Source organism: Kitasatospora sp. NPDC089797, from assembly GCF_040684795.1.
Taxonomy (GTDB): Bacteria; Actinomycetota; Actinomycetes; order Streptomycetales; family Streptomycetaceae; genus Kitasatospora.
This window is the reverse complement of record NZ_JBFBGS010000038.1, coordinates 24,232-46,184: the sequence shown is the minus strand read 5'-3', so window position 1 is coordinate 46,184 and position 21,953 is coordinate 24,232. Positions and strand designations below refer to the sequence as shown.

Below are 21,953 nucleotides of genomic sequence, written 5' to 3'. Positions count from 1 at the left end.
CCGGCGCCGCCTGGCCTCCGGCGAACTGGGCTCGCTGCCCGTGGTCGTCGGCCTCGTCGTGATCGCCGTCGTCTTCCAGTCCGTCACCCACCACTTCCTCCAGGCCGACAACCTCACCAACATCACCCGCTTCATCGCCGGCCCCGGCCTGATCGCGGTGGGCGTCGTCTTCGTCCTCATCCTCGGCGAGATCGACCTCTCGCTCGGCTCGGTGGCCGGCGCCACCTCCGCCATCGCCGCCGTGCTGGCGGTGCGCCAGGGCTGGCCCGAATGGCTGGCCATCGTGGCCGCGCTCGGCGCGGCCTGCGTCCTGGGCCTGCTGCACGGGCTGCTGTTCGCCCGGGTCGGGGTGCCCGCCTTCGTCGTCACCCTGGCCGGCATGCTCGCCTGGAGCGGCCTGCAGGAATGGGTGCTCGGCGACGGCGGCACCGTGAACAACCGCCACGACGGCATCGTGGCGGGCCTGGACTCCACCTTCCTCGGCGACGGCGACGTCGCCTACGCCTGGGGCCTGGCCCTGCTCGCCCCGGCCCTGTACCTGCTCGTCCAACTGCGCACCGCACGCCGGCGCGCCGCCGCGGGCCTCACCGCCCGCCCGCTCACCGACGTCCTGCTGCGGGCGGGGGCACTGGCCGTCCTCGGCCTGGCCGGCGCGTACGCCCTCAACCAGGACCGCGGCCTGCCGCTGTCCCTGGTCGTCCTGCTGGGCGCGGTGGTCGCCACCGACTTCACGCTGCGCCGCACCCGCTACGGGCGCCAGGTGTTCGCGGTCGGCGGCAGCGTGGAGGCGGCCCGGCGCGCGGGCGTCAACGTCGCCCGGGTCCGCATCTCGGTGTTCCTGCTGTCCGCCCTGCTGGCCGGCCTCGGCGGGCTCTTCTACGCCTCCCAACAGGGCTCCGCCGACAAGCAGTTGGGCAGCGGCAACGTGCTGATGATGGCCATCGCCGCGGCCGTCATCGGCGGCACCAGCCTCTTCGGCGGCCGCGGCAACGCCTGGTCGGCGCTGCTGGGCATCCTGGTCATCCAGTCCATCACCACCGGGCTGGACATGGTCCACGCCGCCCAGGCCATCCAGTACATGATCACCGGCGCGGTGCTGCTGGCCGCCGTCGTCCTCGACTCCGTCACCCGCCGCACCCGCGCCACCCACCGATAGCCCGCCCGCCCCTCCCCCGCGCCCCGCCGCCCCGCCGCCCCGGGCCGGCGGGGCCCCGGCGTCGCAGGGCCCGCGCCAGGCGGCGACGAGGTCGTGGAGGCGCGGGAAGCGGGCGCCCGGGACGCTCTCCCCCCGGAGCGCCCGGCCGTCGAGCCAGCACAGGTCGAAGACCCCGGTCTCGGTGTCGAGCAGGCAGCACACTCCCCCGACGGCGGCGGTGAGGTCGGTGAACACCTTCCGCACGCTCGCGGACCGCTCGAACATCCGGCTCATGCCCGAGGTGGCGGCCGTGAACTGCAGCGACGCGAAGTCCGGGTGCCACGCGGGCGCAAGCCTGACCGTCAGGTAGATGTACCCGACCGGCACCCGCCCCTGCTCGTCGACCCGGTCGAAGTCCCCGTGGTGGAACGCGCGGACCACGTCGTCCACGGGGAAGGCGATCGACGTGTCCAGCTTGAACGTGCCGCCCGCCGAGCAGTCGACCGGATCGCTCCTGAAGTGCGAGGTGAACGGCACGACCACCCGCTCCCCACCCGGCAGGATCACCGGCGTCTGCGGCCCCTCGCGGTCCTGCGGGGCGAGTTCGGCCACCCGGGCCAGCGCCCGGGCCACGTTCCCCGCCGGCACGAAGACCTCGTAGCTGTAGTCCAGCCCCATGCCGCCCCACCCCCCGTTCGCGAACCGGCATCCTCGCACGCAACAGCCCGCCCGCTCACCTGCCTTCCACCCCGGGCTCCCGGAGCGCGGGCGCAGGAAGTCGGCGGGCCCGACGTCCTGCGTCGCCCCGGAGCGCGGCCCGAACCACTCCTGTTGCGGTTTCAGGGATCGATCCGCCGGGCGTGGACCCCCTCGCCGATCGGTGCGAACCCGTGGCGCCCCCAGGCCCGCCGGAGCCTGGCCATGGCCTCCTCGTCGGGCCTGCGGACCTCCGGGTCCTGCGAGGTGAAGCTGCACGGCTCGTCCGGCCCGTGGTCGTGGATCGGCGCCGGGTAGCAGACCGCGACGGCGCCCGGCACCGCCAGGCGGCGCAGCGCGGTGACGGCCAGCCCCGTCCCGACCCCGGTGCCGCGCCACTTCGCCTTCACCTCCACCGACTCCAGCAGGAGCAGCAGGGTGGGGCGCAGCGCGGCCACCGGCGCGCTCAGCTCCCCCGTGTCGGTGAAGACCACGCGGGGGATGCGGTCCAGCAGCCCCGGGTCTGCCTCCAGTGCCGCGTGGGGGTTCGGGGTCACTCCGGGGATCACCCGGGTGATCTCCGCCGTGCCGACGCGCTCGTCGGGCAGGTAGAACGTCACCGACCAGCGCTCGGCCTTGCGTGCCCAGTTCGCCTCGGCGAAGTGGCGCATCTCGTAGGAGAGCGCGAACCGCTGCAGGGGTTCCATGCCCCGGCTCCCGTCTTCCACGGGCGGGCCCCTCCGTCCACCCGGAGGGGCCCGCCCGCCCGGTGCGTAGGGATCGGGTTCCGCGCGCTCCCCAGGGTGACGCCCGGGCCGAGGCCCTGTCAGGCGCATCGCGTGCCGGTCACCCGCCGGTAGCGGTGCTGAGCACGGGAAGTCGGCGGGGTCGACTTCCCGTGCTCAGGCGGCGACGAGGGCGGGGGTGACGAGGACCCAGACGAACGTGCCGACGCCCCCCGCACGGGGACAGCAACCCCAGCGCTCCGCGAGCTCGTTGACGAGGAACAGCCCGCGGCCGTGTTCTTCGTCCGGTGAGGAGGAGCGGACGGAGGGCCGCCCGGCCCCGGCGTCGTGGACCTCGATGCGCAGCCGGCCGCCGGCGAGGGCGAAGCGGACCTCGATCAGCCGGTCGTCGGGGGCGCCCGCGTGCTGGACGGCGTTGGCGAAGAGTTCGCCGAGGAGGAGTTCGGCGACATCGCGGTAGCACTCGCCGGCGGGGTGGCCGGCGAGGTAGGCGCGCAGCAAGTGCCGGGCCAGCGGCGCGGATTCGACCCGGAAGTCGAGACGGGCGGCGAACGCGCGGGGGCGGCGGGATTCGAGCATGGCAGGGGACCTCTGAGGGTTTGCGGCGGGGCGCGATCACCGCTGCCGAGGCCGACGAACGCACCGACTATCTGGCTCTGCACCAGGAGATCCTCAGGCGGAAGTGCCCGCCTACGCTTCACGCGGTCCTTGAGGAGGGGGTGTTGCTGCGCCCCGTCGGCGGCCCACAGGTCATGGCCGGGCAACTGCGGCATATCGAGGAGTTGGCCGAACACCCGAACATCACGGTGCAGATCGCTCCCTTCAGCATGGGAGAGCACCTCTCCTTCACACTTCCGGTGGTTCTGCTGGATCTCCCGGACCATACGGTCGTGGCGTACGCGGAATCGACGGCCAGGGGCCATCTTGAACGGTCACGGGCAACGGTTGCGGGATGGGAACGTGACTACGATCAGCTACTGGTGGAAGCGCCGCCGACGGCCTCATCCCAGGAAATGGTCCGCAAGGCCCGAAAGGAACTCCGATCATGACCGACCGTGTAAACCTGTCCAGTGTTTCCTGGGTCAAGTCCTCGTACTCCAACAACGGCGGCGACTGCGTCGAGGTGGCGCCCGGCTTCCCCGGCCTCGTCCCCGTACGTGACTCCAAGGACCCCAACGGTCCCCGACTCGCCTTCCCCGCCGGGGCGTGGCGCTCCTTCCTGACCGCCGTCCGCACCGGCGAGTTCGGCGACGTCTGAACCGACGGCGCAGGCCCCGCCTCCCCAGGCCGTGGGCGCGCAGGAAGTCGGCGGGCCCGACTTCCTGCGCCGGCCGCCCCATCCGCCTGCGCATGGGCAACAGCGCCGGGAAGTCCCGGCCGACGCCGCTCCGGCGGGTTCGGCGGTCTCCGGCCCCGGGGCGGGCGAGTCAGCCCCGGGTGGGCAGGAGGCGGGCGGCGAGGTTGCGGGTGGTCAGGCCGAGGGTGGTGGCGGGGACCAGCAGGGCGGCGGAGCGCCGCATGGCGCGCTGGCGGGGGGTGACCCGGGCGCGGTGGGTCTGCTCGTAGTGGGCGAGGGCGGCCGCCGGGTCGCCGGGCCGCTGCGCGAGGGCGTCGGCGAGAGTGTGGGCGCCGGCGATCGCGAGACTGGAGCCCTCGCCGAGCAGTGAGAGGCAGGACGCGGCGTCGCCCAGCAGCGTGATCCGGCCGCGTGACCAGCCGGGGAGGTCGACGAGGCTCACCTCGTCGAAGTAGAGGTCCTCGGCCGCCCGCACCGCGTCGAGCAGGTCCGGGACCCGCCATCCGACGCCCCGGTAGGCCTCGGTGACGATCCGGCGCTGGGCGGCGACGTCGCGCAGGTCGGCGGCGGTGACGCCGGGGTGGCGGAAGATGAACGCGGCCATCGCCTCGCCGCGTCCCGGGTGGACGGAGACCAGCCGCCCCGGCACGTTGTGCAGCAGCACCTCGGTCGGGTCCGGGGCCGGCCCGCCGAGCGGCAGGGTGGCCACCAGCAGGCCGGTGGGCCGCACGAACTCCCGTTCCGGGCCGAAGGCCAGCCGGCGCACCGTCGAGTGCAGCCCGTCGGCGCCGACGACCAGGTCGAAGCGGCGCGGTGCGGCGCGCTCGAACACGACGTCCACTCCGGCGCCGTCGGCGTGCAGCCCGGTCACGGTGTCGCCGAAGACGAACTCGGCTTCGTGCCGGGCCGCTTCGTGGAGCGCGGCGGCCAGGTCGGCGCGCGGCAGCTCCAGCGAGCCGGGCTCCGGGGAGGACCGCACCCGGGCGACGGTGCGTCCGGACGGGCCGAGCACCCGCAGGGTCCGCACGGAGGTGGCGCGGGCGCGCAGCGCGGGCAGCACGCCCATCGCCTCGGCCACCGGCAGCGCGGGCCCGCGCACGTCCACGGGGTTGCCGCTGGAGCGCGGGCTCCGGGCCCGCTCCACCACGGTGACCCGCGCTCCGTTCCGGGCCGACCAGTACGCGAGGGTCGGGCCGGCGATTCCGGCCCCGACCACCAGAACACTTGGGGGTGTCATACCACCGACCATAACTGCACTCAGTGCAGATATGCAATGGATGCAAGTACGCGCTGCGGGCAGAGCGGCACCCGGCGCCGGCCGGCACGGCGCGCGATAGCGTGGGCGCATGTCCCTACGCGACCGCAAGCGGGCCCGCACCCGCCAGGCCCTGATCGACGCCGGCGCCGAACTGTTCGAGCGCCAGGGCTACGACGGCACCACGGTCGCCGACATCGCCGCCGCCGCCGAGATCGGCACCCGCACCTTCTTCAGCTACTTCGCCAGCAAGGAGGAACTGCTCTTCCCCGACGCCGACGAGCGCATCCGGGCGGCGGAGGAGGCGATCGCCTCCCGCGGCCCCGACGACGGGCCGGCCGACGTCCTGCTCCGCGCGCTGCGCACGAGCGCCCGGGACACCGACCTGCTCAGCCCGATCGCCGCGCGCCGGATCGAACTGATCCGCACCGTCCCGGCCGTGCGCGGCCGCGCACTGCAGATCCAGTTGGACGCCCAGCGGGTGATCGCCGACCGGCTCGCCGAGGCCTTCCCCGACCGGCTCGACCCGGTCACCGCCGCCGCCCTCACCGGCGCGTTCGTCGGCGCCGTCACCGGCGCCCTCCAGGTCCTGCTCGCCGGGCCCGTCACCGACGCCCAGGCCGTGCGCACCGCCCTGCAGACCGCCACCGACGTCGCCCTCGCCCCCTGGCAGCACCACACCGCCCGGGGCGCCGCCGCGCGCACCTGACCCGGGGCCGGGCCGCCCGCAACGGCCTCAGGCCAGGCGGGCCGTGGCCAGCGCGAGGGCGCGCTCGAGCGCCGCCGGGGCCTCGCAGGGCACGTCGGGGAGCACGCCGGTGCCCTCCCAGTTGGTGCCGGAGACCGGGTTGAGCGCCCGGGCGACGGGCACGCTGAGCTCCAGGTTCGGGTGCACCGTCCAGCCGTCGCGCGGGTGCGCGCCGCCCCGGGTGGCCTCCCCGACGACCTGCGCGCGCCCCAACTGCTGCAGGTCGTAGGCGAGTTCCTCGCCGGCCGAGAAGGTGGCCGCGCTGGTCAGCACGTACACCGGCTTGTCGGCGCCGAAGCGGGCGCCGGGGACGAACGGGGGCGTCCAGGACTGCTCGGCGACCTCCCCCTGGCGCGACAGCAGGGTGTTGAGGTGGGTGCGCCCGTCGAGCAGGTAGCCGCAGACGAAGGCGACCGTGTCCGGGTCGCCGCCGCTGTTGCGCCGCAGGTCCAGGATCAGGGCGCGGGCCGGGGCCACCAGGGAGAGCCCTGCGGCCAGCGGCTGCGCCGCCCAGTCGAGCGGGAACATCTTCGGCCCGATCTCCAGCAGCGCGACCCCGCCCGCCAGCAGCTCCACCCGCGGCACACCGCCCAGCGAGGTGTCGAACTCCCGCCGCATCGCGGCCAGCACCGCCGCGCCCCGCTCGCTCGGCACCGCCGCCGCATGGTGCTTGAGCGCCAGGTGCAGGTCACCGTTGACGGAGCGCAGGTCCGCGGTGACCGCCTCGGCCAACTCCTCGACGCCGGCGCCCCGGTAGGCACCCTCACCGTCGCGGCGGCGCAGCAGGTCCGCCAGCTCCCGCGCGGTGTCGGGGAAGACGTAGTGCTCGGCGACCAGGTCGGCGATCGAGGCGACCAGGCCGGCGGTCGACCCGTCAGGGACGACGGTGTCCGGTGCGGACAGCACGGACGGCACGGACGGCGCGGACGGCGGTGTGGTGGAGGTCATGGCTGGGAGTAGAGCAGCGGCTTGCCAAAGCGTCAAACACACTTAACGCTTGACGGTGTGAGCCAGCCACCCGACGAAGACGTCCAGCGGATCAGCACCCCGGCCCAGCACGCCGCCCTCGCCCACCCGGTGCGCCAGCGCCTGCTGTTCGCCCTGGGTGCCCGCCCCTCGACGATCAGCCGGCTCGCCGCGCAGCTGGGGGTGAACAAGGGCGGCGTCTCCCACCACCTGCGGGTGCTGTGCGCGGCGGGGCTGGTCCGGGAGGCGGGAACACGGCGCGTGCGCGGCGGCACCGAGAGGTACTACCGGCGCACCGCCGAGCGGCTGTCGGTGGCCGAGCCGCAGCCCGAGGGCACCGCCGCGCTGTTCGGCGCCGTCGCCCAGGAGCTGGACCGCTCCCCGGTCGACCACCTGCTGACGCTGCGCCACATCCGGCTGGGCCCGGCCAAGGCGGCGCGCCTGGCGCAGGCGCTGGCCGCCCTGGTGGACGGGGCGGAGGAGGACGCGGAGGGCGAGCCGGTGCACGGCCTGCTGGTGACGCTCTACCGGCAGGCCGGGACGTAGCGGGCGCCCCGCGGACCGCCACCGGACCGACCGGACCCGCCGGACCCGCCGGACCCGCCGAACGCACCCGAGCCGCCCGAGCCGCCGAACTCACCGCCCCCGCCGGGCTCCCCCGGGCCCCGCCCGTCCAGGGCCGCGCGCAGCCAGGCGTGGCAGTGCCCGAGGGTCGGCTCGCCCGGCGCGCTCAGCTCGCCGGCGAGCTCCCCGGAGCGGGCGACGACCGGATCGTCGGTGGCGTCGAGGAGGGCGCGCAGCCGGCGGCGGAAGGCGGGGGTGTCCCGGGTGGAGCGGGAGGCGGCGTGGGCGGCGACGAAGCTGTCGAGCGCCTCGCCCTCGCACGGGGCGCGGCCGGCGCGCAGGTCGGCCGAGGCCAGGTCGTAGGCCTCGGCGAGGCCTTCGTAGAGCACCGCCGGGCGGTGGTCGCGTTCCGCGGTGCGGGCGGGGGTGGCCGGGCAGGGGGTCTGGTCGCCCGGGTGACGGGCGGGTGCGGGGCGGCCCCGGGTGGCGAGCGCGGTCAGCCGGGCGAACGCGAGCACCTGGGCGGGCGCCGGGTCGGCCGGGGGCTGCGGGACGGCGGCGTGCAGGATGGCGGTGGTGAGCCGGGCGGGCAGGCCGGGCGGCAGGGCGCGCCGCCAGAACCGGGCGAGCGCCGTGGTGTCGGGCGGGGTGCCCAGGGCGCCGACGAGGGCGAGCCGCTCGGCGCGTTCCGCGGGCGGGCACTCGTGCAGCAGCCGCAGGGCGGCCTCCCGCCAGCGCAGCGCGGCGAGTTGGGAGCCCAGCTCGCTCAACTGGCGGGCCACCGCGTCCTCCAGCGCGCTGCCGAGCGCCTCGTCCTGTTCCAGCAGCCGCCCGACCTCGGGGACGGGCAGGTCGAGGGTGCGCAGCGAGCGGACCAGCAGCAGGCGTTCGAGCGCTTCGGGGCCGTAGCGGCGGTGTCCGCCGGAGCTGCGCCGGGCTTCGGGCAGCAGGCCGCGGTCGGAGTAGAAGCGGACGGTCTTGACGGTGACGCCCGCGTGTTCCGCGAGTTCTCCGATGCTCCACAGGACGGCAGGTGGCACGGGGTTGAACCTCCCTCAGGGGGAGTTCCTACGGTACCGGCATCGCCCGCCCGCACGGGGGTCGGGCGGGCGATCACCACTGGGGCCGCCGGGCCCGGACGACGCGCGGGAGGGGATGATGGTCGCATTCGTGCTGGTGCCGGGCCATTTCACCGGGGGCTGGATCTGGCGGGAGACGGGCGAGCGGCTGCGGGCGGCCGGGGCCGAGGTGTACGGGGCGACGCTCGACGCCCGGCCCGGCGCGGGCCTGGGCACCCACATCGGGGACGTCCTGCGGCTGGTCGACGCGGTGGCGGACCCCGAACTCGTCCTGGTCGGCCACGACTACGGCATCCACCCGGTGGTCGGTGCCGCCGACCGCCGGGCCGGGCGGGTGAGCCGGGTCGTCCACCTGGACGCCGGGCTGCCCGTGGACGGCGACCGGGCGCTGCAGCTGGTCCCGGACCGGCGGGCCCGCGAGCTGCTGGCCGACCCGGGCACCCGCCCCGCGGACGGTCTGCTGCCGGCCCCGGGCCGCCAGCAGTGGCGGCGCTGGGGCAGCACCGCCGGCCTGGGCCGGGCGGAGCTGGGGCGCCTGAGCGACCTGGCGACCGCTCAGCCCGTGGCCTCGCTGGTCGAGCCGCTGCGGCTGAGCGGTGCGTTCCGGTCGGTGCCGACCAGCGGGATCCTGTGCACCGCGGGCGGTCTGAGCACCGAGGCGGTCGAGGCGATGGTGCACTCGGGCCTGGAGCGGCTGCGTTTCCTGGCCGATCCCCGGGTGGGCTTCTTCGACCTGGACACCGGGCACTGGCCGATGCTCTCGTGTCCGCGGGAGCTCGCCGACGTCCTGCTGCGGGCGGCGGCCGGCGAGGGGCGCCGGATCGCCCCGCCGCCGGCGGCCGTGGCGGGCGCGTTCACGCGGGCGAGCGTCCTGGACCCGCCGGAGCGTCCGCTGCCGCCGTGCGGGCACGAGCGGGCCGGGAGCCTGGACCTGTACCTGCCGCCGGATGCCGGGCCCGGGCCGGTGCCCGCCGTCCTGTTCGTCCACGGCGGTCCGCTGCCCGCCGACACCCGCCCGGGCCCGCGGGACTGGCCGCTGTACGTCGGCTACGGCCGGTACGCGGCGAGCCTGGGCGTGGTGGGTGCGACGGTGGCGCACGGGCTGCACGACCTTTACGCCTACCCGCGGGCGGCCGGGGAGGTGGCCGCGGCCGTGGCGGCGCTGCGCGCCCACCCGCGAGTGGACGGTGGGCGGATCGCGCTCTGGTTCTTCTCCGGCGGGGGCCTGCTGGCCGCCGACTGGCTGGCCGCGCCGCCGCCGTGGCTGCGCTGCGTGGCGGCGTCGTACCCGGTGCTCGCCCCGCTGCCGGGCTGGGAGGCCGTCGAGGCCCGGTTCCGTCCGGCGCGGGCGGTGGCCGGGGCGGGCGGGCTGCCGATCGTGCTGGTGCGGGCGGGGCTGGAGGCGGCGGCCGTGGCGCGGACGGTGGCCGGCTTCGTCGCGGCGGCCGCCGGGAGCGGGGCGGCGCTGGAGGTGGTCGACGTCCCGCAGGGGCACCACGGCTTCGAGGTGGTGGACCGCACCGAGGAGGTCCGGGAGGCCGTCGGGCGGGCCGCGGCCGCGGTCCTGCGTCAGCTGTGGGCCGGGCGGGAGCCGTCCGGGCCGTGACGCCGCGGGCCCCGGTGCCGCCGGTGCCGCCGGTGCCTGCTGGTGCCGCCGGCGCCTGCGGTGCCCCTTGTGCTCCGGAGTCCCGCCTCCCCGGTCCGACGGCGGTCGGCGGGGCGGCGGGACTCCGGGTTCGACGAACGGTCAGACGCCGTACGGTCCGGCGCCGGACGGTCAGGCGCCGCAGGCTCAGGCGGGCTTGAGGCCCGGGTCGCCGGCCTCGGTGACGAAGGAGGCGGCCGTGGAGACGGTGCCGCCGGGGCGGGTGATGTGGGAGAGGACGCGGTAGTCGGCGCGCACCCGGCGGCGGTCCATGTCCAGGGTGGTGTAGCCGCGGCGGCCGTCGTAGAACTTCAGGTGCGGGTTGGCGGCCGTCAGGGCGGCCCAGTTGGAGGGCTTCTGCTCGCCGTCGCCGTCGCTGCTGATGGAGGTGCCGACGATCTCCACGCCCACCGTGCGCGAGGCGGGGTCGTCGAAGTCCCGCTTGACGTCCATGGCGTAGGCGACGTGGACGTCCCCGGTGAGCAGCACCAGGTTCTGCACGCCGGAGCGGTCGACGTCGGCGAGGAAGCGTTCGCGGGCGGCCGGGTAGCCGTCCCAGGCGTCCATGGAGAGCTTGGAGCGGGCGGCGGTGGTGTTCTTGCGGCGGGAGAAGACGACCTGCTGGGGCACCACGTTCCAGGTGGCCCGGGAGCGGCGCAGGCCGTCGGCGAACCAGCGTTCCTGGGCGGCGCCCATCAGGGTGCGGCGCGGGTCCTCGGACTCGGGGGTGGGGTACTGCCAGCCGTCGCCGTTGGCCTGGTCGTCGCGGTACTGGCGGGTGTCGAGGATGTCGAACTGCGCCAGCCGGCCGAAGTGGACGCGGCGGTAGAGGGTGAGTTCGGTGCCGCGCGGCTGGGGCAGGCGCAGCGGCTGGTTCTCCCAGTAGGCGCGGTAGGCGGCGGCGCGGCGGGCGACGAAGGGGGCCGGGTCCTGGTTCTTCTCGGGGATGCCGGCGGCGTAGTTGTTCTCCACCTCGTGGTCGTCCCAGGTGACGTACCAGGGGTGGGCGGCGTGGGCGGCCTGGAGGTCGGGGTCGTTCTTGTAGAGGCTGTAGCGCAGCCGGTAGTCCGCCAGGGTGACGGTCTCGTGGTCGAGGGCGGCGGGCAGGGTGCGGTCGGTGTACTTGCGGTCGCCGCCGGCGGCGTCGATGCCGTACTCGTAGATGTAGTCGCCGACGTGGAAGACGGCGTCCAGGTCCTCGTCGGCGAGGTGGCGGTAGGCGGTGAAGTAGCCGTCCTCGTAGGCCTGGCAGGAGACGACGGCGAAGCGGGTGCGCTCCAGGCGGCGGGCGGCGGGCGGGGCGGTGCGGGTGCGGCCGACGGGGCTGGTCCAGGCGCCGACGGTGAAGCGGTAGAAGTAGCCGCGGGCCGGCTCCAGGCCCTGGACGTCGGCGTGGACGGCGTAGTTGAACTCGGCGTGGGCGCGGATGGAGCCGCGGCGTTCGACGCGGCGGAAGCGCTCGTCGTGGGCGATCTCCCAGCCGACCCGTACGGAGCCGGCCGGGGGCAGGCCGGCGCCGGGCTCCAGCGGGCGCGGGGCCAGGCGGGTCCAGAGCACGACGGCGTCGGGCAGCGGGTCGCCGGAGGCCACGCCGAGGGTGAAGGGGTTCTCGGTGATGACGCGCGGGGCGAACTCGGGGTCGGCGGCGTGGGCGGAGGGCAGGTTGACGGTGAAGGCCAGGGCGGCGGCGGCCGAGGTGACGGTGAGGAAGCGGCGCCGGTCCAGGCGGGCGGCGGCCTCGCGCAGCAGCCGGTCGGGCGAGGGGCGGTCGGCGGGACGGGTCATGGGACGGGTGGCCTTTCGCTGCTCGGGCGGTTCCGGGGAGGGCGTCCGGCCCCCGGGGGGTGTCCGGGGGTGTGCGAAGGGAAATTGGAGTGGACCGCTCCGTACGGCAGGGGTCCGGGTCCGGGCGGTCGGGTGATCATCTGATGGGAGAGCGGTGAAGGTCCGACAGATCGTCGGATCAGCGGACCAACCGTCTCGAAGGGGGCGGCGGGGGCGGGTTCCGGGCCCGGCCGCGGCGGGTCCTGGTGGAGGAAAGGTGAACGCCCGGGCCTCGGCGGCCCGGGCGTGCAAGGGGACGGTCAAGCAGGGGGCGGGGGTCAGATCTTCCCGGAGAAGGTGTCGCACTGGGTCATGTCGCCGGTGCGGTAGCCGGTGGTGAACCAGGCCTTGCGCTGGTCGGCGGAGCCGTGCGTCCACGCCTCGGGGTTGATCCGGCCGGTGGCCTGCTTCTGGATCCGGTCGTCGCCGACGGCCGCGGCCGCGTCCAGGCCCTGGGCGATGTCCTGGTCGGTGAGGGCGGCGATCAGCGGGCGGCCGGTGGAGGCCTGCGGGGTGGTGGTCGCGTGGTGGGCCCACACCCCGGCGTAGCAGTCGGCCTGCAGTTCCAGGCGCACCGAGGCGCTGGTGGCGCCCTGGCGGTCGGCGCCGACCTTCTGCATGGTGCCCAGCAGGTTCTGGATGTGGTGGCCGTACTCGTGGGCGACGACGTAGGACTCGGCGAACGGGCCGCCCTTGGCGCCGAAGCGGCTCGACAGCTCGTCGAAGAAGCCGAGGTCGAAGTAGGCCTTCTGGTCGCCCGGGCAGTAGAACGGGCCGACCGCCGAGGTCGCCGGGCCGCAGGCGGTGGAGACCCGGCCGGTGAACAGCACCGTCTGGGCCGGCTTGTACGCCACCTTGGTGCGGCGCGGCAGTTCGGCGCTCCAGAAGGACTGCACGCTGTTGGTGACGGCCGTGATCCGGCAGTCCTGGCGCTTGTTGGCGTCCGCGCCCGTCTTGCAGGACTGCTGCACCTCGCTGTCGGTGCGCGCGCCGGAGGAGGAGGAGGACGAGCCGCCGCCGGAGGACAGGCCCAGCAGCTGCGGGTCGACCCCGAGGATGACCGCGAACAGCACCGCGATCAGGCCCACGGCCCCGCCCCCGATCGCGACCTTCCCGCCCGGGATGCCGCGGCGGTCGTCCACCTGCGAGGTGTCGAGGTCGCCCTGGTCGTCGAACTGCATGCCCGTGCCTGCCCGCTTCTGTCGGTCCGTCGGAGTGTCGCTCTGTCGGCGTGCCTGTGTGGCTCTGTGTGTCTGGGTGTCGCTTTGGTGACGGTTCGTGCCGCCCGCGGCGCCGCCCAGCCTACGGGCAGCGGGCCCTGACGCGCCGCAACGGCGTCGTCACACCGCGGCGGCCGGCGCGACGACCGGGGAGCGCCGGTCCCGGGGCGTGCCCTAGGGTCGTGGCCCGTGCCCGACACCCCGTCATCCCCCGCTGCCGCCGGCCCTTCCTCCTCCGGCCCCGCTGCCACCGCCGCCGCCTACGACGCCCTGGCCGAGCGCTACGCCGACCTCGTCAAGGACGGCCTGGCCCGGCTGCCGCTGGACCGCTGCTTCGTCGCCGCCTTCGCCGAGCTGGTGCGCGCCGCCGGCGCCGGACCGGTGGCGGACCTGGGCTGCGGGCCCGGCTACCTGACCGCCGCGCTGGCGCAGGGGGGCCTGGACGCCTACGGCCTCGACCTCTCCCCCGCCCTGGTCGCCATCGCCCGCCGCAGCCACCCGCGGCTGCGCTTCGACGTCGGCTCGATGGACGCCCTGGCGGCGGGCGACGGGACGCTGGGCGGCGTGGTGTCCTGGTACTCCCTCATCCACACCCCGCCGGAGCAACTGCCCTCCTACCTGGCCGAGTTCCGCCGCGTGCTCGCCCCGGGCGGGTACGCGCTGCTGGCCTTCTTCGAGTCCGAGGGCGCTCCGGTCGCCCCCTTCGACCACAAGGTCGCCACCGCCTACCGCTGGCCGGTCGACGGCCTCGCCGCCCTCGCGGCCGGGGCCGGCCTGGCCGAGCACGCCCGGATGCTGCGCGAACCCGGCGAGGGCGAACGCTTCCGCCGCGGCCACCTGCTCCTACGGGCCGCCTGACCCCCGCCCGAGCGGCCACCCCGACCGGGTGGATCGGCCCCTGCTGCTCGACGCCCCGAGCCCCACGAAGGGACGGCGGTACTACCACCCGGCCACCACGACCGGGCACGGCCGGGCGCGGGCGGGCGCGGGCGGGAATCCGGGGACCGGCCGACCGGCGTAGCGACCGGCATGGCGCCGGGTGCGCGCGACGCCGGGGCCGGACACTGGTGGGCCCGGACGCAGGCAGGAGAGAGCCATGGACGAGCCCAGCCACCCGAGCGCCCCGGGCCGCACGGTCCCCGTCGGGCAGGCCGGGGTGCTGGGCACCGCGCTGGCCGGGGTGCTGGCGGCCGCACTCGCCTCGGGTTCCTGGCAGTGGTTCTCCACCTACCTCGGCCTGACGCTGCTCGCCGTGGTGTTCTCCTTCGCCGCCCCGCCGGTGCGCACGCCCGGCGCGGGCCCGGGCCGCCTGCGGAGCCTGGCGGCGTACGCGCTGGTCGTCGGCCTGTGCACGGCGCTGGTGCTGGCCCCCGCGATGCAGCGCTGGTCCTGGCTGTTCCCGATGCCGGCCACCCGCGCCGAGTGCGCCCGCCTGGGCGGCTACGCGGCACTGAAGGCGCAGGCCGCCCTCGGCACTCTCGCCGGCCAGGACAGCACCGCGCTGGCGGCCGCGCAGGCCGACCAGAGCCGGCAGGCCGTCAACGACTGCCTGGCCTCCACCACGACGCTCTGGCTGCCGGTCTACGGGTTCGGAGCGGCCCTGCTGACCGCGCTCTGCGTCCACCTGGCGAGCCGCACCCGCGCCCGGCGGCCCGCGCCCTGACCCCGGGCCGCACGGGCCGAGCCGCCGTTCACCGGCCACCGGCCCACGTGCGCGGGCGGTACGCAGCGCCGACGCCGGACTGACCAGCCCATCCTCCAACTCCCTCCCGACGTCGCGAGGTTCACAACCGTGACGCTTCCCCGCCACATCCGTACCTGAGCCGGAGCGAGCGCCGCGCCGTTCACCGACCGCCGACCCGCGTACGCGGGCAGTGCGCAGCGCCGACGCCGGACTGACCCACCTCTCCTCCAACTCCCTGTCAACGTCAGGAGGTTCACAACCGTGATGCCTCCCGGCCACGTCCACACCTGAGCCGGGCCGAGCCATCGTTCACCGGCCGCCGACCCGCGTGCGCGGGCAGTGCGCAGCGGCGACGCCGGATTGACCCACCCATTCATCAACTCCCTTTAGACGTAGGGAGGTTCACAACCGTAATACCCCCGGGCCGGGGCGAGCGCTGCGCCGTTCTACTGCACGGCGTCACCGCGGACTCGGGCAGTCGGCGCTACCGGCTGCTGGCGACGGCCGACGCCGTACCCGCGGTGGTGCCGGTCGCACCGGAGCCGGTGCTCGGCCACCGGCCGGGCGGCCGTCTGCGCTCCCCCGCTCATCCCCCGGCTGCGGCCGGGCCGTGCGGTGGACGAGGAGACCCGCGTGGAACGCCGACGACGAGCGGGTCGTGCGCGCCTTCGCCGCCCGGAGGGACTGGTCCGCCGTTCAGGTGGGCGAGGCCCGGCCCGGCGGAGCCCGCAGGGCCGGGCCGGAGGCGCCCGCCCGCTGGGACCCGCGCGCCATCGGGGCCGTCGGCCGCCGTCCCCGCCAGGTGCCGGACCTGCTCGCGGCGCCCTCCCCGGTGCTGTTGGCCGCTCCCGGTCCCGTCGGGCCGCCGTCGGACGCCACGCAGGCGCGGTCGCGGGTCTTCGACCTCCGGCCGGTCCCCCACGACTTCCCCGGCTTCGTCACCGCGCTCACCCCCTCGAAAGGCGTCGACGGCGAGGTGCGCCACGTCCGGCGACATGGGCGGCCGGGCCGCCGTCGCGGCGTCAGCCGAAAGGCGGGCGGCAAGACGGCTCCGGGCGTCGCAGGCGGCCACGCACCTCGACCGGCGCAGCGTCAGCCGCGCTGCGCGCGAAAGGGCGAAGCCCTTGCCGACCACCACACCCACCGACCGACCGCCCGCCGCACGGGCAGGCGCCGGAGATCCGGCCGACGGCAGGACAGCCGCGCCGCCGTCGCGGCGTCAGCCGAAAGGCGGGCGGCAAGACGGCTCCGCGCGTCGGCGGCGCCCACGCACCTCGGCCGGCGCAGCGTCAACGACCGCGCGCACGGACGCTCCGAGCCCTCGCGGGCCACCGTCGTGCCGCTCCCGCCACCGGGAAAAGCCCGGTACGACGGCGCGTACCCACGTGAGGGCTTCCGCGGAGGTCGGCGGCCGCCCGCTCGGGACGCCCGGACAGGGCCACCCGCGCCCCGGCCCGGCCCCGGCCCGTGGCGGGACCGGGACCGGGCCGGGGCCGGGTGGTGCGTCAGCGCGCCGGTGCGGGGGCCGGGGCGTAGCCGGCCGGGCGGGTGGTGAAGGTGCCGCGGCCCTGGGTGCGGGAGCGCAGGCGGCCCGCGTAGCCGAAGAGTTCGGCCACCGGTACCAGGGCGGTGACCTGTGCCGTCGTGCCGTGGCCGGGCCGGGTGGCCTGGACGGTGGCGCGGCGGGCGGCGAGGTCGCCCAGGACGGTGCCGAGCGCGTCGTCGGGGACGGTGACGCTCACCTGGGCGAGCGGTTCCAGCAGGTGGAGGCGGGCGGCGCGCAGTGCCTCGCGCAGGCCCAGGCGGGCGGCGGTGCGGAAGGCGAGGTCGGAGGAGTCCTTGGGGTGGGTGAGGCCGTCGGTGAGGGTGACGGCGACGCCGGTGACCGGGTGGCCGCCGAGCGGGCCCTCGGTGAGGGCGTCGCGGCAGCCGGCCTCCACGGCCTGGACGTACTCGCGCGGGACGCGTCCGCCGGTGACGGTGGAGGTGAAGGTCAGGGCGGGGGCGGGGCCCTCGCCCGGGCTCGGGTCGGCGGGTGCCAGGTCGAACACGATGTGGGCGAACTGGCCGGAGCCGCCGTCCTGTTTGGCGTGCCGGTAGGTGAAGCCGGTGACGCCCTCCACCAGGGCCTCGCGCAGCGCGACCTGCGGTGCGCCGACGACCGCTTCGACGCCGGTGTCGCGGCGTACCTTCTCCACCGCGACCTCCAGGTGCAGTTCCCCCAGTCCGGACAGGGTGCGCTGGCCGGTTTCGGGGTCGGTGGCCAGCCGCAGCGAGGGGTCCTCCTCGGTCAACTTGGCCAGGGCGGCGGCGAGTTTGTCGGTGTCGGCGCTGCGGCGGGCTTCGACGGCGACGGTGACGACGGCCTCGGCGCTCACGGGTGCCTCCAGTCGGATCGGGTGGTCGGGGTCGCACAGGGTGGTGCCGACGCGGGCGGCCCTGGGGCCGATGACGGCGACGATGTCGCCGGCCGCGGCGTGGTCGGTCTCGGTGTGGCGGTCGGCCTGGACGCGCAGGATGCGGGCGATGCGCTCGGTGCGGCCGGTGGCGGCGTCGAGCACGGTGGCGCCCTTGCGCAGGGTGCCGGTGTACAGGCGCAGGTAGGTGAGGCGGCCGGTGGGGGCGGCGGTGACCTTGAAGGCCAGGGCGGTGAGGGGTCCTCGGGGGTCGGGGTGGCGCTGCTGGGCGCCGTCGGCGGCGGTGACGGGCGGGGTGTCCAGGGGTGAGGGGAGGTAGGCGACGGCGGCGTCCAGCAGGGGTTCGATGCCGCGGTTGCGGTAGGCGGAGCCGGCCAGGACGACCACGGCCCCGCCGGTGCGGGTGAGGGCGCGCAGGGCGGTGGTGAGGGCGGCGGGGGTGAGGGTGGCGTGGGTGCAGAACTCCTCCAGGGCCTGCGGGTCGAGTTCGGCCACGGTCTCCTCCAGGGTGCGGCGGCGGGCGGCGGCCTCGGCGGCCAGGTGGTCGGGGACGGGGCCTTCGGCGGGGGTGCCGTCGTCGGACCAGGTGAGGGCGCGCAGGTTCACCAGGTCGACGACGCCGGTGAAGGCGTCCTCGGCGCCGATGGGCAGGTGGACGGCGAGCGGGTGGGGGTGCAGGCGCTCGCGGATGGAGGCGACGGCGGCGTCCAGGTCGGCGCCGGCGCGGTCGAGTTTGTTGACGAAGGCGATGCGGGGCACGCCGTGGTGTTCGGCCTGGCGCCACACCGACTCGCTCTGCGGCTCGACACCGGCGACGGCGTCGAACACGGCGACGGCGCCGTCCAGGACGCGCAGGCAGCGTTCGACCTCGTCGGCGAAGTCGACGTGGCCGGGGGTGTCGATGAGGTTGATGCGGTGCCCGGCCCAGGTGCAGCTGACCGCGGCGGCGAAGATGGTGATGCCGCGGTCGCGTTCCTGGGGGTCGAAGTCGGTGACGGTGGTGCCGGTGTGGACTTCGCCGCGCTTGTGGGTGGTACCGGTGAGGTAGAGGATCCGCTCGGTGACGGTGGTCTTGCCGGCGTCGACGTGGGCGAGGATGCCGAGGTTGCGGACGGCGGCGATGCCGGCGGTGTCAGCGGCGACGGTTGCGGCGGCGGTCGTGGCGGTGGTGGTGCCGGCGGGTGTGGTGTGGGTGCGCATGGCCCGGTTGCCTTTCGAGGCGGTTGCTGCGGGGTGGGCGCGCGATTGGCACAGTGCCGCGATGTTCTGACGGTGCGTCAGGCGATGGTCCGCGAAGGGCCCCTGCGAGGAGGGGCGGGCGGGTTCAGGCGGTGGCGGCGCTGCTCCGGTGCCGGCCGCGCAGCGGGCACCGGGAGGAGCGGGACACCAGGATCACCTCGTAGCGCGAGGCGGGCGAGGGGGCGGCGGCACTGTGCTTCGGCATGGCCGCCCGCCTCCTCTCCCTGTCGTCTGCGCCGTCGGTACGGTCGCCCGGGCGTGCCGCACCTCCGGGGTGCGGCCGCGTGGCGAGTGTAGGGAGGGCCGCGGCGGCGGGGCCACGGGTTTTCCCGCGCCGGGGCGGCGGGGCGCCGAAGTGCCCCGCCGCCCCGCCGCTACGGCGTCACAGCGCTACGGCGCTACGGCGCTACGGCGTCTTCGACGTCACGGCGTCTTCGGCGCGCGCAGGCGCAGCACCGGCTCCCGCCAGGCGCCGTCGCCCGCGTCGGCCGCTCCGGCGTCCAGGGCGGCGCCGATGGCGCGTTCCTCGTAGCCGAAGTGGGAGTCCATGATGGCGGCCAGGCCGTCGAGTTCGCGTCCGATCGCCGTCAGGTCCGCCTCCGGGTGTCCGGCCTCCCGGGCGGCCTGTTCGGCGAGTTCGCGGACCCGGGCGAGGATGCCGCCGATCATGCCGTGGTCCTCGACGAGTTTGGCGACGGTGGGGGCGAGGTCGGGCCGTTCCCGCACCAGGGCGGCGAACAGGCCGCTGTCCTCGCCCTCGTGGTGGTCGGTCAGGGCGGTGCAGAAGGCCAGGCAGTGGGTGGGCAGGTCGTCGTCGGGCAGCGGGCGGCGGCCCAGTGCGGCGCGGACGTCGGCCAGGCGGCGGCGCAGTTCGCGGTGGGCCTGGGCGAGTTGGAGACTGAGGGCGGCCGTACGGCTGGTCACGGGGGAGGCCACGAGCGGGCGGTCCCTTCGGTTGCGCACCTCCATGTCTGGCGCGGTCCGCCACCGGCACGCGATGCTGCGCCCCATCCGATCACGGCCCGCGCCGCCCGGACAAGTCCGGCCCCGCCGGGACGGCCACCGCCCCGACCGCCCCGTCGGCTGGCTGATCGACCGCCTGATCGGCCGCCCCGTCGGCCGGTTCGCCGGGGCCCGCCGGGGCGCCGGGGCGGTTGCGGGGCCGGCCCAGCAGGATCCCGGCCGCGACCAGCGCGAGCCCCACCGCCTGGCGCGCCCCCAGCGCCTCCCCGCCCAGGGCGGTGCCCAGCAGCACCCCGGCCAGCGGGTTGAGCAGCCCGAGCAGGCCGACCGTGCCGGCCGGCAGGTGGCGCAGTCCCGCGAACCAGCAGGCGAAGGCGAGGGCGGTGGCCACCAGGGCGCTGTAGCCGAAGGCGAGCAGGGTGGGGGTGTCCAGCGGCGGGGGCGCCCCCTCGACGGCGGCGGCCAGCGGCAGCAGGACGAGGGCGCCGGCGCTCAGCTGCCAGGCGGTGGCGGCCAGCGGTTCGGCGCCCTCGCGCCAGCGGGCGGAGAGCACGTAGCCGACCGAGGAGACCAGCATCGCGCCCGTCGAGGCGGCCAGTCCGGCCCAGTCGGGCGCGCCCGTGGCGCCGAGCACGGCCAGCGCCACCCCGGCCAGCCCGGCCACCGCGCCCGCCAGGTGGGCGGGGTGGGGGTGCTGCCCGGCCAGGAGGCGGGCGGCGAGCAGCATGGCCAGCGGCGAGGCGGCCATGACGGTGGCGGCGGTGCTGGTGGGCAGCAGTTGGGAGGCGAGGTAGAGCAGGACGAAGAACGCGGCGGTGTTGAGCAGTCCGAGGACCGCGCTGCGCCACCACCAGGGCCCGTGCGGGCGGCGGCGGGCCAGGGCGAGCAGCAGGACGGCGGCGGGCAGGGCGCGCAGGGCGGCGCCCCACAGCGGGCGGTCGGCCGGCAGGTAGGCGTGGGTGACGTAGTAGTTGGCGCCCCAGGCGAGCGGGGCGAGGGCGGTCAGCAGCACCCACCGCACATTGGCTTCCATGGAAGACAATATAGCTTCCCGGGAAGCCGTCCGGGTAGGGTGGGGCCATGGAGCACAACCAGCCCGGGCCGATCACCGCCCCCGGGGAGCGCACCGCGCCGGGGCGGCCCGGGGACCGCGTGGAGCTGATCCAGGCCGAGTGGCGGCGCGAACGCCCCGACCTCGACGTCTCCCCGCAGGCCGTGATCGGACGCCTGCACCGCCTCGCCGACCGGCTGAGCGCCGAACTCGCCCTCGTCTACCGGCACTACGGCCTGGGCGAGGGCGAGTTCGACGTGCTCGCCGCGCTGCGCCGGGCCGGTGCCCCCTACGAGCGGGCCCCCGGGGAACTGGCCGCGCACACCATGGTCACCACCGGCGCGATGACCAAGCGGGTCGACCGCCTGGAGCGGGCCGGCCTGGTCACCCGCCGCACCGCCGAGGGCGACCGGCGCGCCCGGGTGGTCGCCCTCACCGGGGCCGGACTGCGCCTGATCGACGAGGCGTTCACCGCCCACATGCGCAACGAGCACCGCCTGCTCGCCCTCCTGGAGCCCGCGGAGGCCGCCGCCCTGCAGTCCCTGCTCGCCGCCTGGCAGCACCGCCTGGACGGCGCCGGCCCCGCGGACGGCCCGGCCCCCGCCGACTGACCGCACGCCGGCCCGGCCCGCCGCCGCACCCGCACAATGTGACCCATGAGCAGCAGCGCCCCTCCCCCGCCCGAGCCCGACCCCGCCCCGGCCCCCGGTTCCGTCCCCGGCGACCCCGGCCCCGACCCCGGCCGGTCCGCGCCGCTGCCGCCCGGCTGGGAGAACCCGGCGGTGCGGGCCGACCGGCGCTTGGTGGAACTGCTGCAGGAGCTGCGGGTGCTGCAGACCGGCGTGCAGATCGTCTTCGCGTTCCTGCTGGGCGTGGCCTTCACCCCGCGCTTCGCGGAACTCTCCGACGCCCAGCAGGACATCTACGTGACCACCCTGCTGCTGACCGTCGTGGCCGCCGCCGTGCTGGCCACCCCGGTGGCCCTGCACCGCGGCCTGTACCGCCACCCCGGCAAGGCCCGCATCGTCCACGTGTCCGCCCGCATCGCCCAGTACGGCCTGCTGCTGCTCGCCTGCGCGCTGACCGGCGCCGTGCTGCTGGTGCTGGACGTCGTCCTGGGCACCGTGCCCGCCGTCGCGGTCACCGCCGTCGTCGCACTGGTCTTCGCGGTGCTGTGGTTCGTCCTGCCCTGGGCACTGCGCCGCGCCGCCCGCCACCACCCCTGACCGCCCCTGACCGCTCCCGGCCGCCCCGGCCGCGCTCCGGCCGGGGCCGCCAACCCGCCTCCGCCACGGCCGAGTTGATGAGCCGTTCACGTGCCGTCGACGAGCCGGAGGCGCCGAGTTGACAAATTGACAGGTCACCGCCGGTCAGGGGCATACTGGCGCTGCCCGGCAGCCCCGGGGGCGGCGCCACCGCCCCAC

Annotated in this window: 20 protein-coding genes and 1 pseudogene; 11 read left to right on the top strand and 10 right to left on the bottom strand. The window is 76.1% G+C overall.

All coding sequences use genetic code 11. From position 1 onward, the window contains the following. Position 1 precedes the first annotated feature (1 nt). Both AB0O91_RS27860 and AB0O91_RS27855 read left to right on the top strand, forming a co-directional pair. Positions 2–1,156, top strand: a pseudogene (locus AB0O91_RS27860) (sugar ABC transporter permease); the annotation flags it as partial. 445 nt (positions 1,157–1,601) lie between these two features. Next, positions 1,602–1,796: a hypothetical protein gene (locus tag AB0O91_RS27855; protein WP_363438426.1), complete on the top strand. Its 195-nt coding sequence runs from the start codon at positions 1,602–1,604 to the stop codon at positions 1,794–1,796. Positions 1,797–1,974: 178 nt separating this feature from the next. On the opposite strand, the gene AB0O91_RS27850 is transcribed toward AB0O91_RS27855, so the two are convergent. After that, the gene (locus tag AB0O91_RS27850; RefSeq protein WP_363438423.1) at positions 1,975–2,538 is read right to left on the bottom strand and encodes a hypothetical protein; all 564 of its coding nucleotides are present in this window, start codon (positions 2,536–2,538) and stop codon (positions 1,975–1,977) included. Between the two features lie 195 nt (positions 2,539–2,733). Further along, on the bottom strand, positions 2,734–3,156 hold the full coding sequence (locus AB0O91_RS27845) for an ATP-binding protein (RefSeq protein ID WP_363438420.1): 423 nt from the start codon (positions 3,154–3,156) through the stop codon (positions 2,734–2,736). A gap of 20 nt (positions 3,157–3,176) precedes the next feature. Here AB0O91_RS27845 and AB0O91_RS27840 point away from each other — a divergent pair, with 20 nt between their 5' ends. Together AB0O91_RS27840 and AB0O91_RS27835 are read left to right on the top strand one after the other, a co-directional pair. Beyond that, complete coding sequence (locus AB0O91_RS27840; RefSeq protein WP_363438417.1) at positions 3,177–3,626, top strand: DUF5753 domain-containing protein; 450 nt, start codon at positions 3,177–3,179, stop codon at positions 3,624–3,626. Continuing rightward, positions 3,623–3,835, top strand: a complete 213-nt coding sequence (locus AB0O91_RS27835; protein WP_363438414.1) for a DUF397 domain-containing protein — start codon at positions 3,623–3,625, stop codon at positions 3,833–3,835. Before AB0O91_RS27840 ends, AB0O91_RS27835 begins: the two co-directional genes overlap by 4 nt. Positions 3,836–4,004: 169 nt before the next feature. Here the strand turns inward: AB0O91_RS27835 and AB0O91_RS27830 are convergent, their stop codons facing one another. Next, the gene (locus AB0O91_RS27830) at positions 4,005–5,111 is read right to left on the bottom strand and encodes an FAD-dependent monooxygenase (RefSeq protein WP_363438412.1); all 1,107 of its coding nucleotides are present in this window, start codon (positions 5,109–5,111) and stop codon (positions 4,005–4,007) included. Between the two features lie 109 nt (positions 5,112–5,220). Between AB0O91_RS27830 and AB0O91_RS27825 the strand changes: the two genes are divergently transcribed. Continuing rightward, a complete protein-coding gene (locus AB0O91_RS27825; protein WP_363438409.1) occupies positions 5,221–5,838 on the top strand; it encodes a helix-turn-helix domain-containing protein in 618 nt (205 codons plus the stop codon). A 27-nt stretch (positions 5,839–5,865) separates the two neighbouring features. On the opposite strand, the gene AB0O91_RS27820 is transcribed toward AB0O91_RS27825, so the two are convergent. Then, complete coding sequence (locus AB0O91_RS27820) at positions 5,866–6,825, bottom strand: S41 family peptidase (RefSeq protein WP_363438406.1); 960 nt, start codon at positions 6,823–6,825, stop codon at positions 5,866–5,868. A 57-nt stretch (positions 6,826–6,882) separates the two neighbouring features. Here AB0O91_RS27820 and AB0O91_RS27815 point away from each other — a divergent pair, with 57 nt between their 5' ends. After that, on the top strand, positions 6,883–7,389 hold the full coding sequence (locus AB0O91_RS27815) for a helix-turn-helix domain-containing protein (protein ID WP_363438403.1): 507 nt from the start codon (positions 6,883–6,885) through the stop codon (positions 7,387–7,389). On the opposite strand, the gene AB0O91_RS27810 is transcribed toward AB0O91_RS27815, so the two are convergent. Beyond that, positions 7,368–8,447 carry a MerR family transcriptional regulator gene (locus AB0O91_RS27810; RefSeq protein ID WP_363438401.1) on the bottom strand — a complete coding sequence of 360 codons (1,080 nt, stop codon included), beginning with the start codon at positions 8,445–8,447 and terminating at the stop codon, positions 7,368–7,370. The genes AB0O91_RS27815 and AB0O91_RS27810 overlap by 22 nt on opposite strands. Before the next feature lie 118 nt (positions 8,448–8,565). Between AB0O91_RS27810 and AB0O91_RS27805 the strand changes: the two genes are divergently transcribed. Next, positions 8,566–10,092, top strand: coding sequence for an alpha/beta hydrolase (locus tag AB0O91_RS27805; protein WP_363438500.1), 1,527 nt, complete (start codon positions 8,566–8,568; stop codon positions 10,090–10,092). 186 nt (positions 10,093–10,278) lie between these two features. Here AB0O91_RS27805 and AB0O91_RS27800 read toward each other — a convergent pair whose 3' ends face one another. Both AB0O91_RS27800 and AB0O91_RS27795 read right to left on the bottom strand, forming a co-directional pair. Beyond that, entirely contained in the window at positions 10,279–11,916 is a 1,638-nt protein-coding gene (locus AB0O91_RS27800) for an alkaline phosphatase D family protein (RefSeq protein WP_363438399.1), read from the bottom strand. 317 nt (positions 11,917–12,233) lie between these two features. Then, complete coding sequence (locus AB0O91_RS27795; protein WP_363438396.1) at positions 12,234–13,136, bottom strand: neutral zinc metallopeptidase; 903 nt, start codon at positions 13,134–13,136, stop codon at positions 12,234–12,236. Between the two features lie 228 nt (positions 13,137–13,364). On the opposite strand from AB0O91_RS27795, the gene AB0O91_RS27790 reads away from it, so the two are divergent. Together AB0O91_RS27790 and AB0O91_RS27785 are read left to right on the top strand one after the other, a co-directional pair. After that, a complete protein-coding gene (locus AB0O91_RS27790; protein ID WP_363438393.1) occupies positions 13,365–14,033 on the top strand; it encodes a class I SAM-dependent methyltransferase in 669 nt (222 codons plus the stop codon). A gap of 238 nt (positions 14,034–14,271) precedes the next feature. Beyond that, positions 14,272–14,838, top strand: a complete 567-nt coding sequence (locus AB0O91_RS27785) for a hypothetical protein (protein WP_363438390.1) — start codon at positions 14,272–14,274, stop codon at positions 14,836–14,838. Positions 14,839–16,364: 1,526 nt separating this feature from the next. Here AB0O91_RS27785 and fusA read toward each other — a convergent pair. From fusA to AB0O91_RS27770, 3 genes are all read right to left on the bottom strand, one after another. After that, entirely contained in the window at positions 16,365–18,476 is a 2,112-nt protein-coding gene (gene fusA / locus AB0O91_RS27780) for an elongation factor G (protein WP_363438388.1), read from the bottom strand. Between the two features lie 462 nt (positions 18,477–18,938). Continuing rightward, positions 18,939–19,451: a hemerythrin domain-containing protein gene (locus AB0O91_RS27775; RefSeq protein WP_363438385.1), complete on the bottom strand. Its 513-nt coding sequence runs from the start codon at positions 19,449–19,451 to the stop codon at positions 18,939–18,941. Between the two features lie 79 nt (positions 19,452–19,530). Next, positions 19,531–20,511 carry an EamA family transporter gene (locus AB0O91_RS27770; protein WP_363438382.1) on the bottom strand — a complete coding sequence of 327 codons (981 nt, stop codon included), beginning with the start codon at positions 20,509–20,511 and terminating at the stop codon, positions 19,531–19,533. Between the two features lie 47 nt (positions 20,512–20,558). On the opposite strand from AB0O91_RS27770, the gene AB0O91_RS27765 reads away from it, so the two are divergent. Both AB0O91_RS27765 and AB0O91_RS27760 read left to right on the top strand, forming a co-directional pair. Continuing rightward, positions 20,559–21,140, top strand: coding sequence for a MarR family transcriptional regulator (locus tag AB0O91_RS27765; RefSeq protein ID WP_363438379.1), 582 nt, complete (start codon positions 20,559–20,561; stop codon positions 21,138–21,140). Positions 21,141–21,185: 45 nt separating this feature from the next. After that, complete coding sequence (locus tag AB0O91_RS27760) at positions 21,186–21,755, top strand: DUF6328 family protein (RefSeq protein ID WP_363438376.1); 570 nt, start codon at positions 21,186–21,188, stop codon at positions 21,753–21,755. Positions 21,756–21,953: the final 198 nt, after the last annotated feature.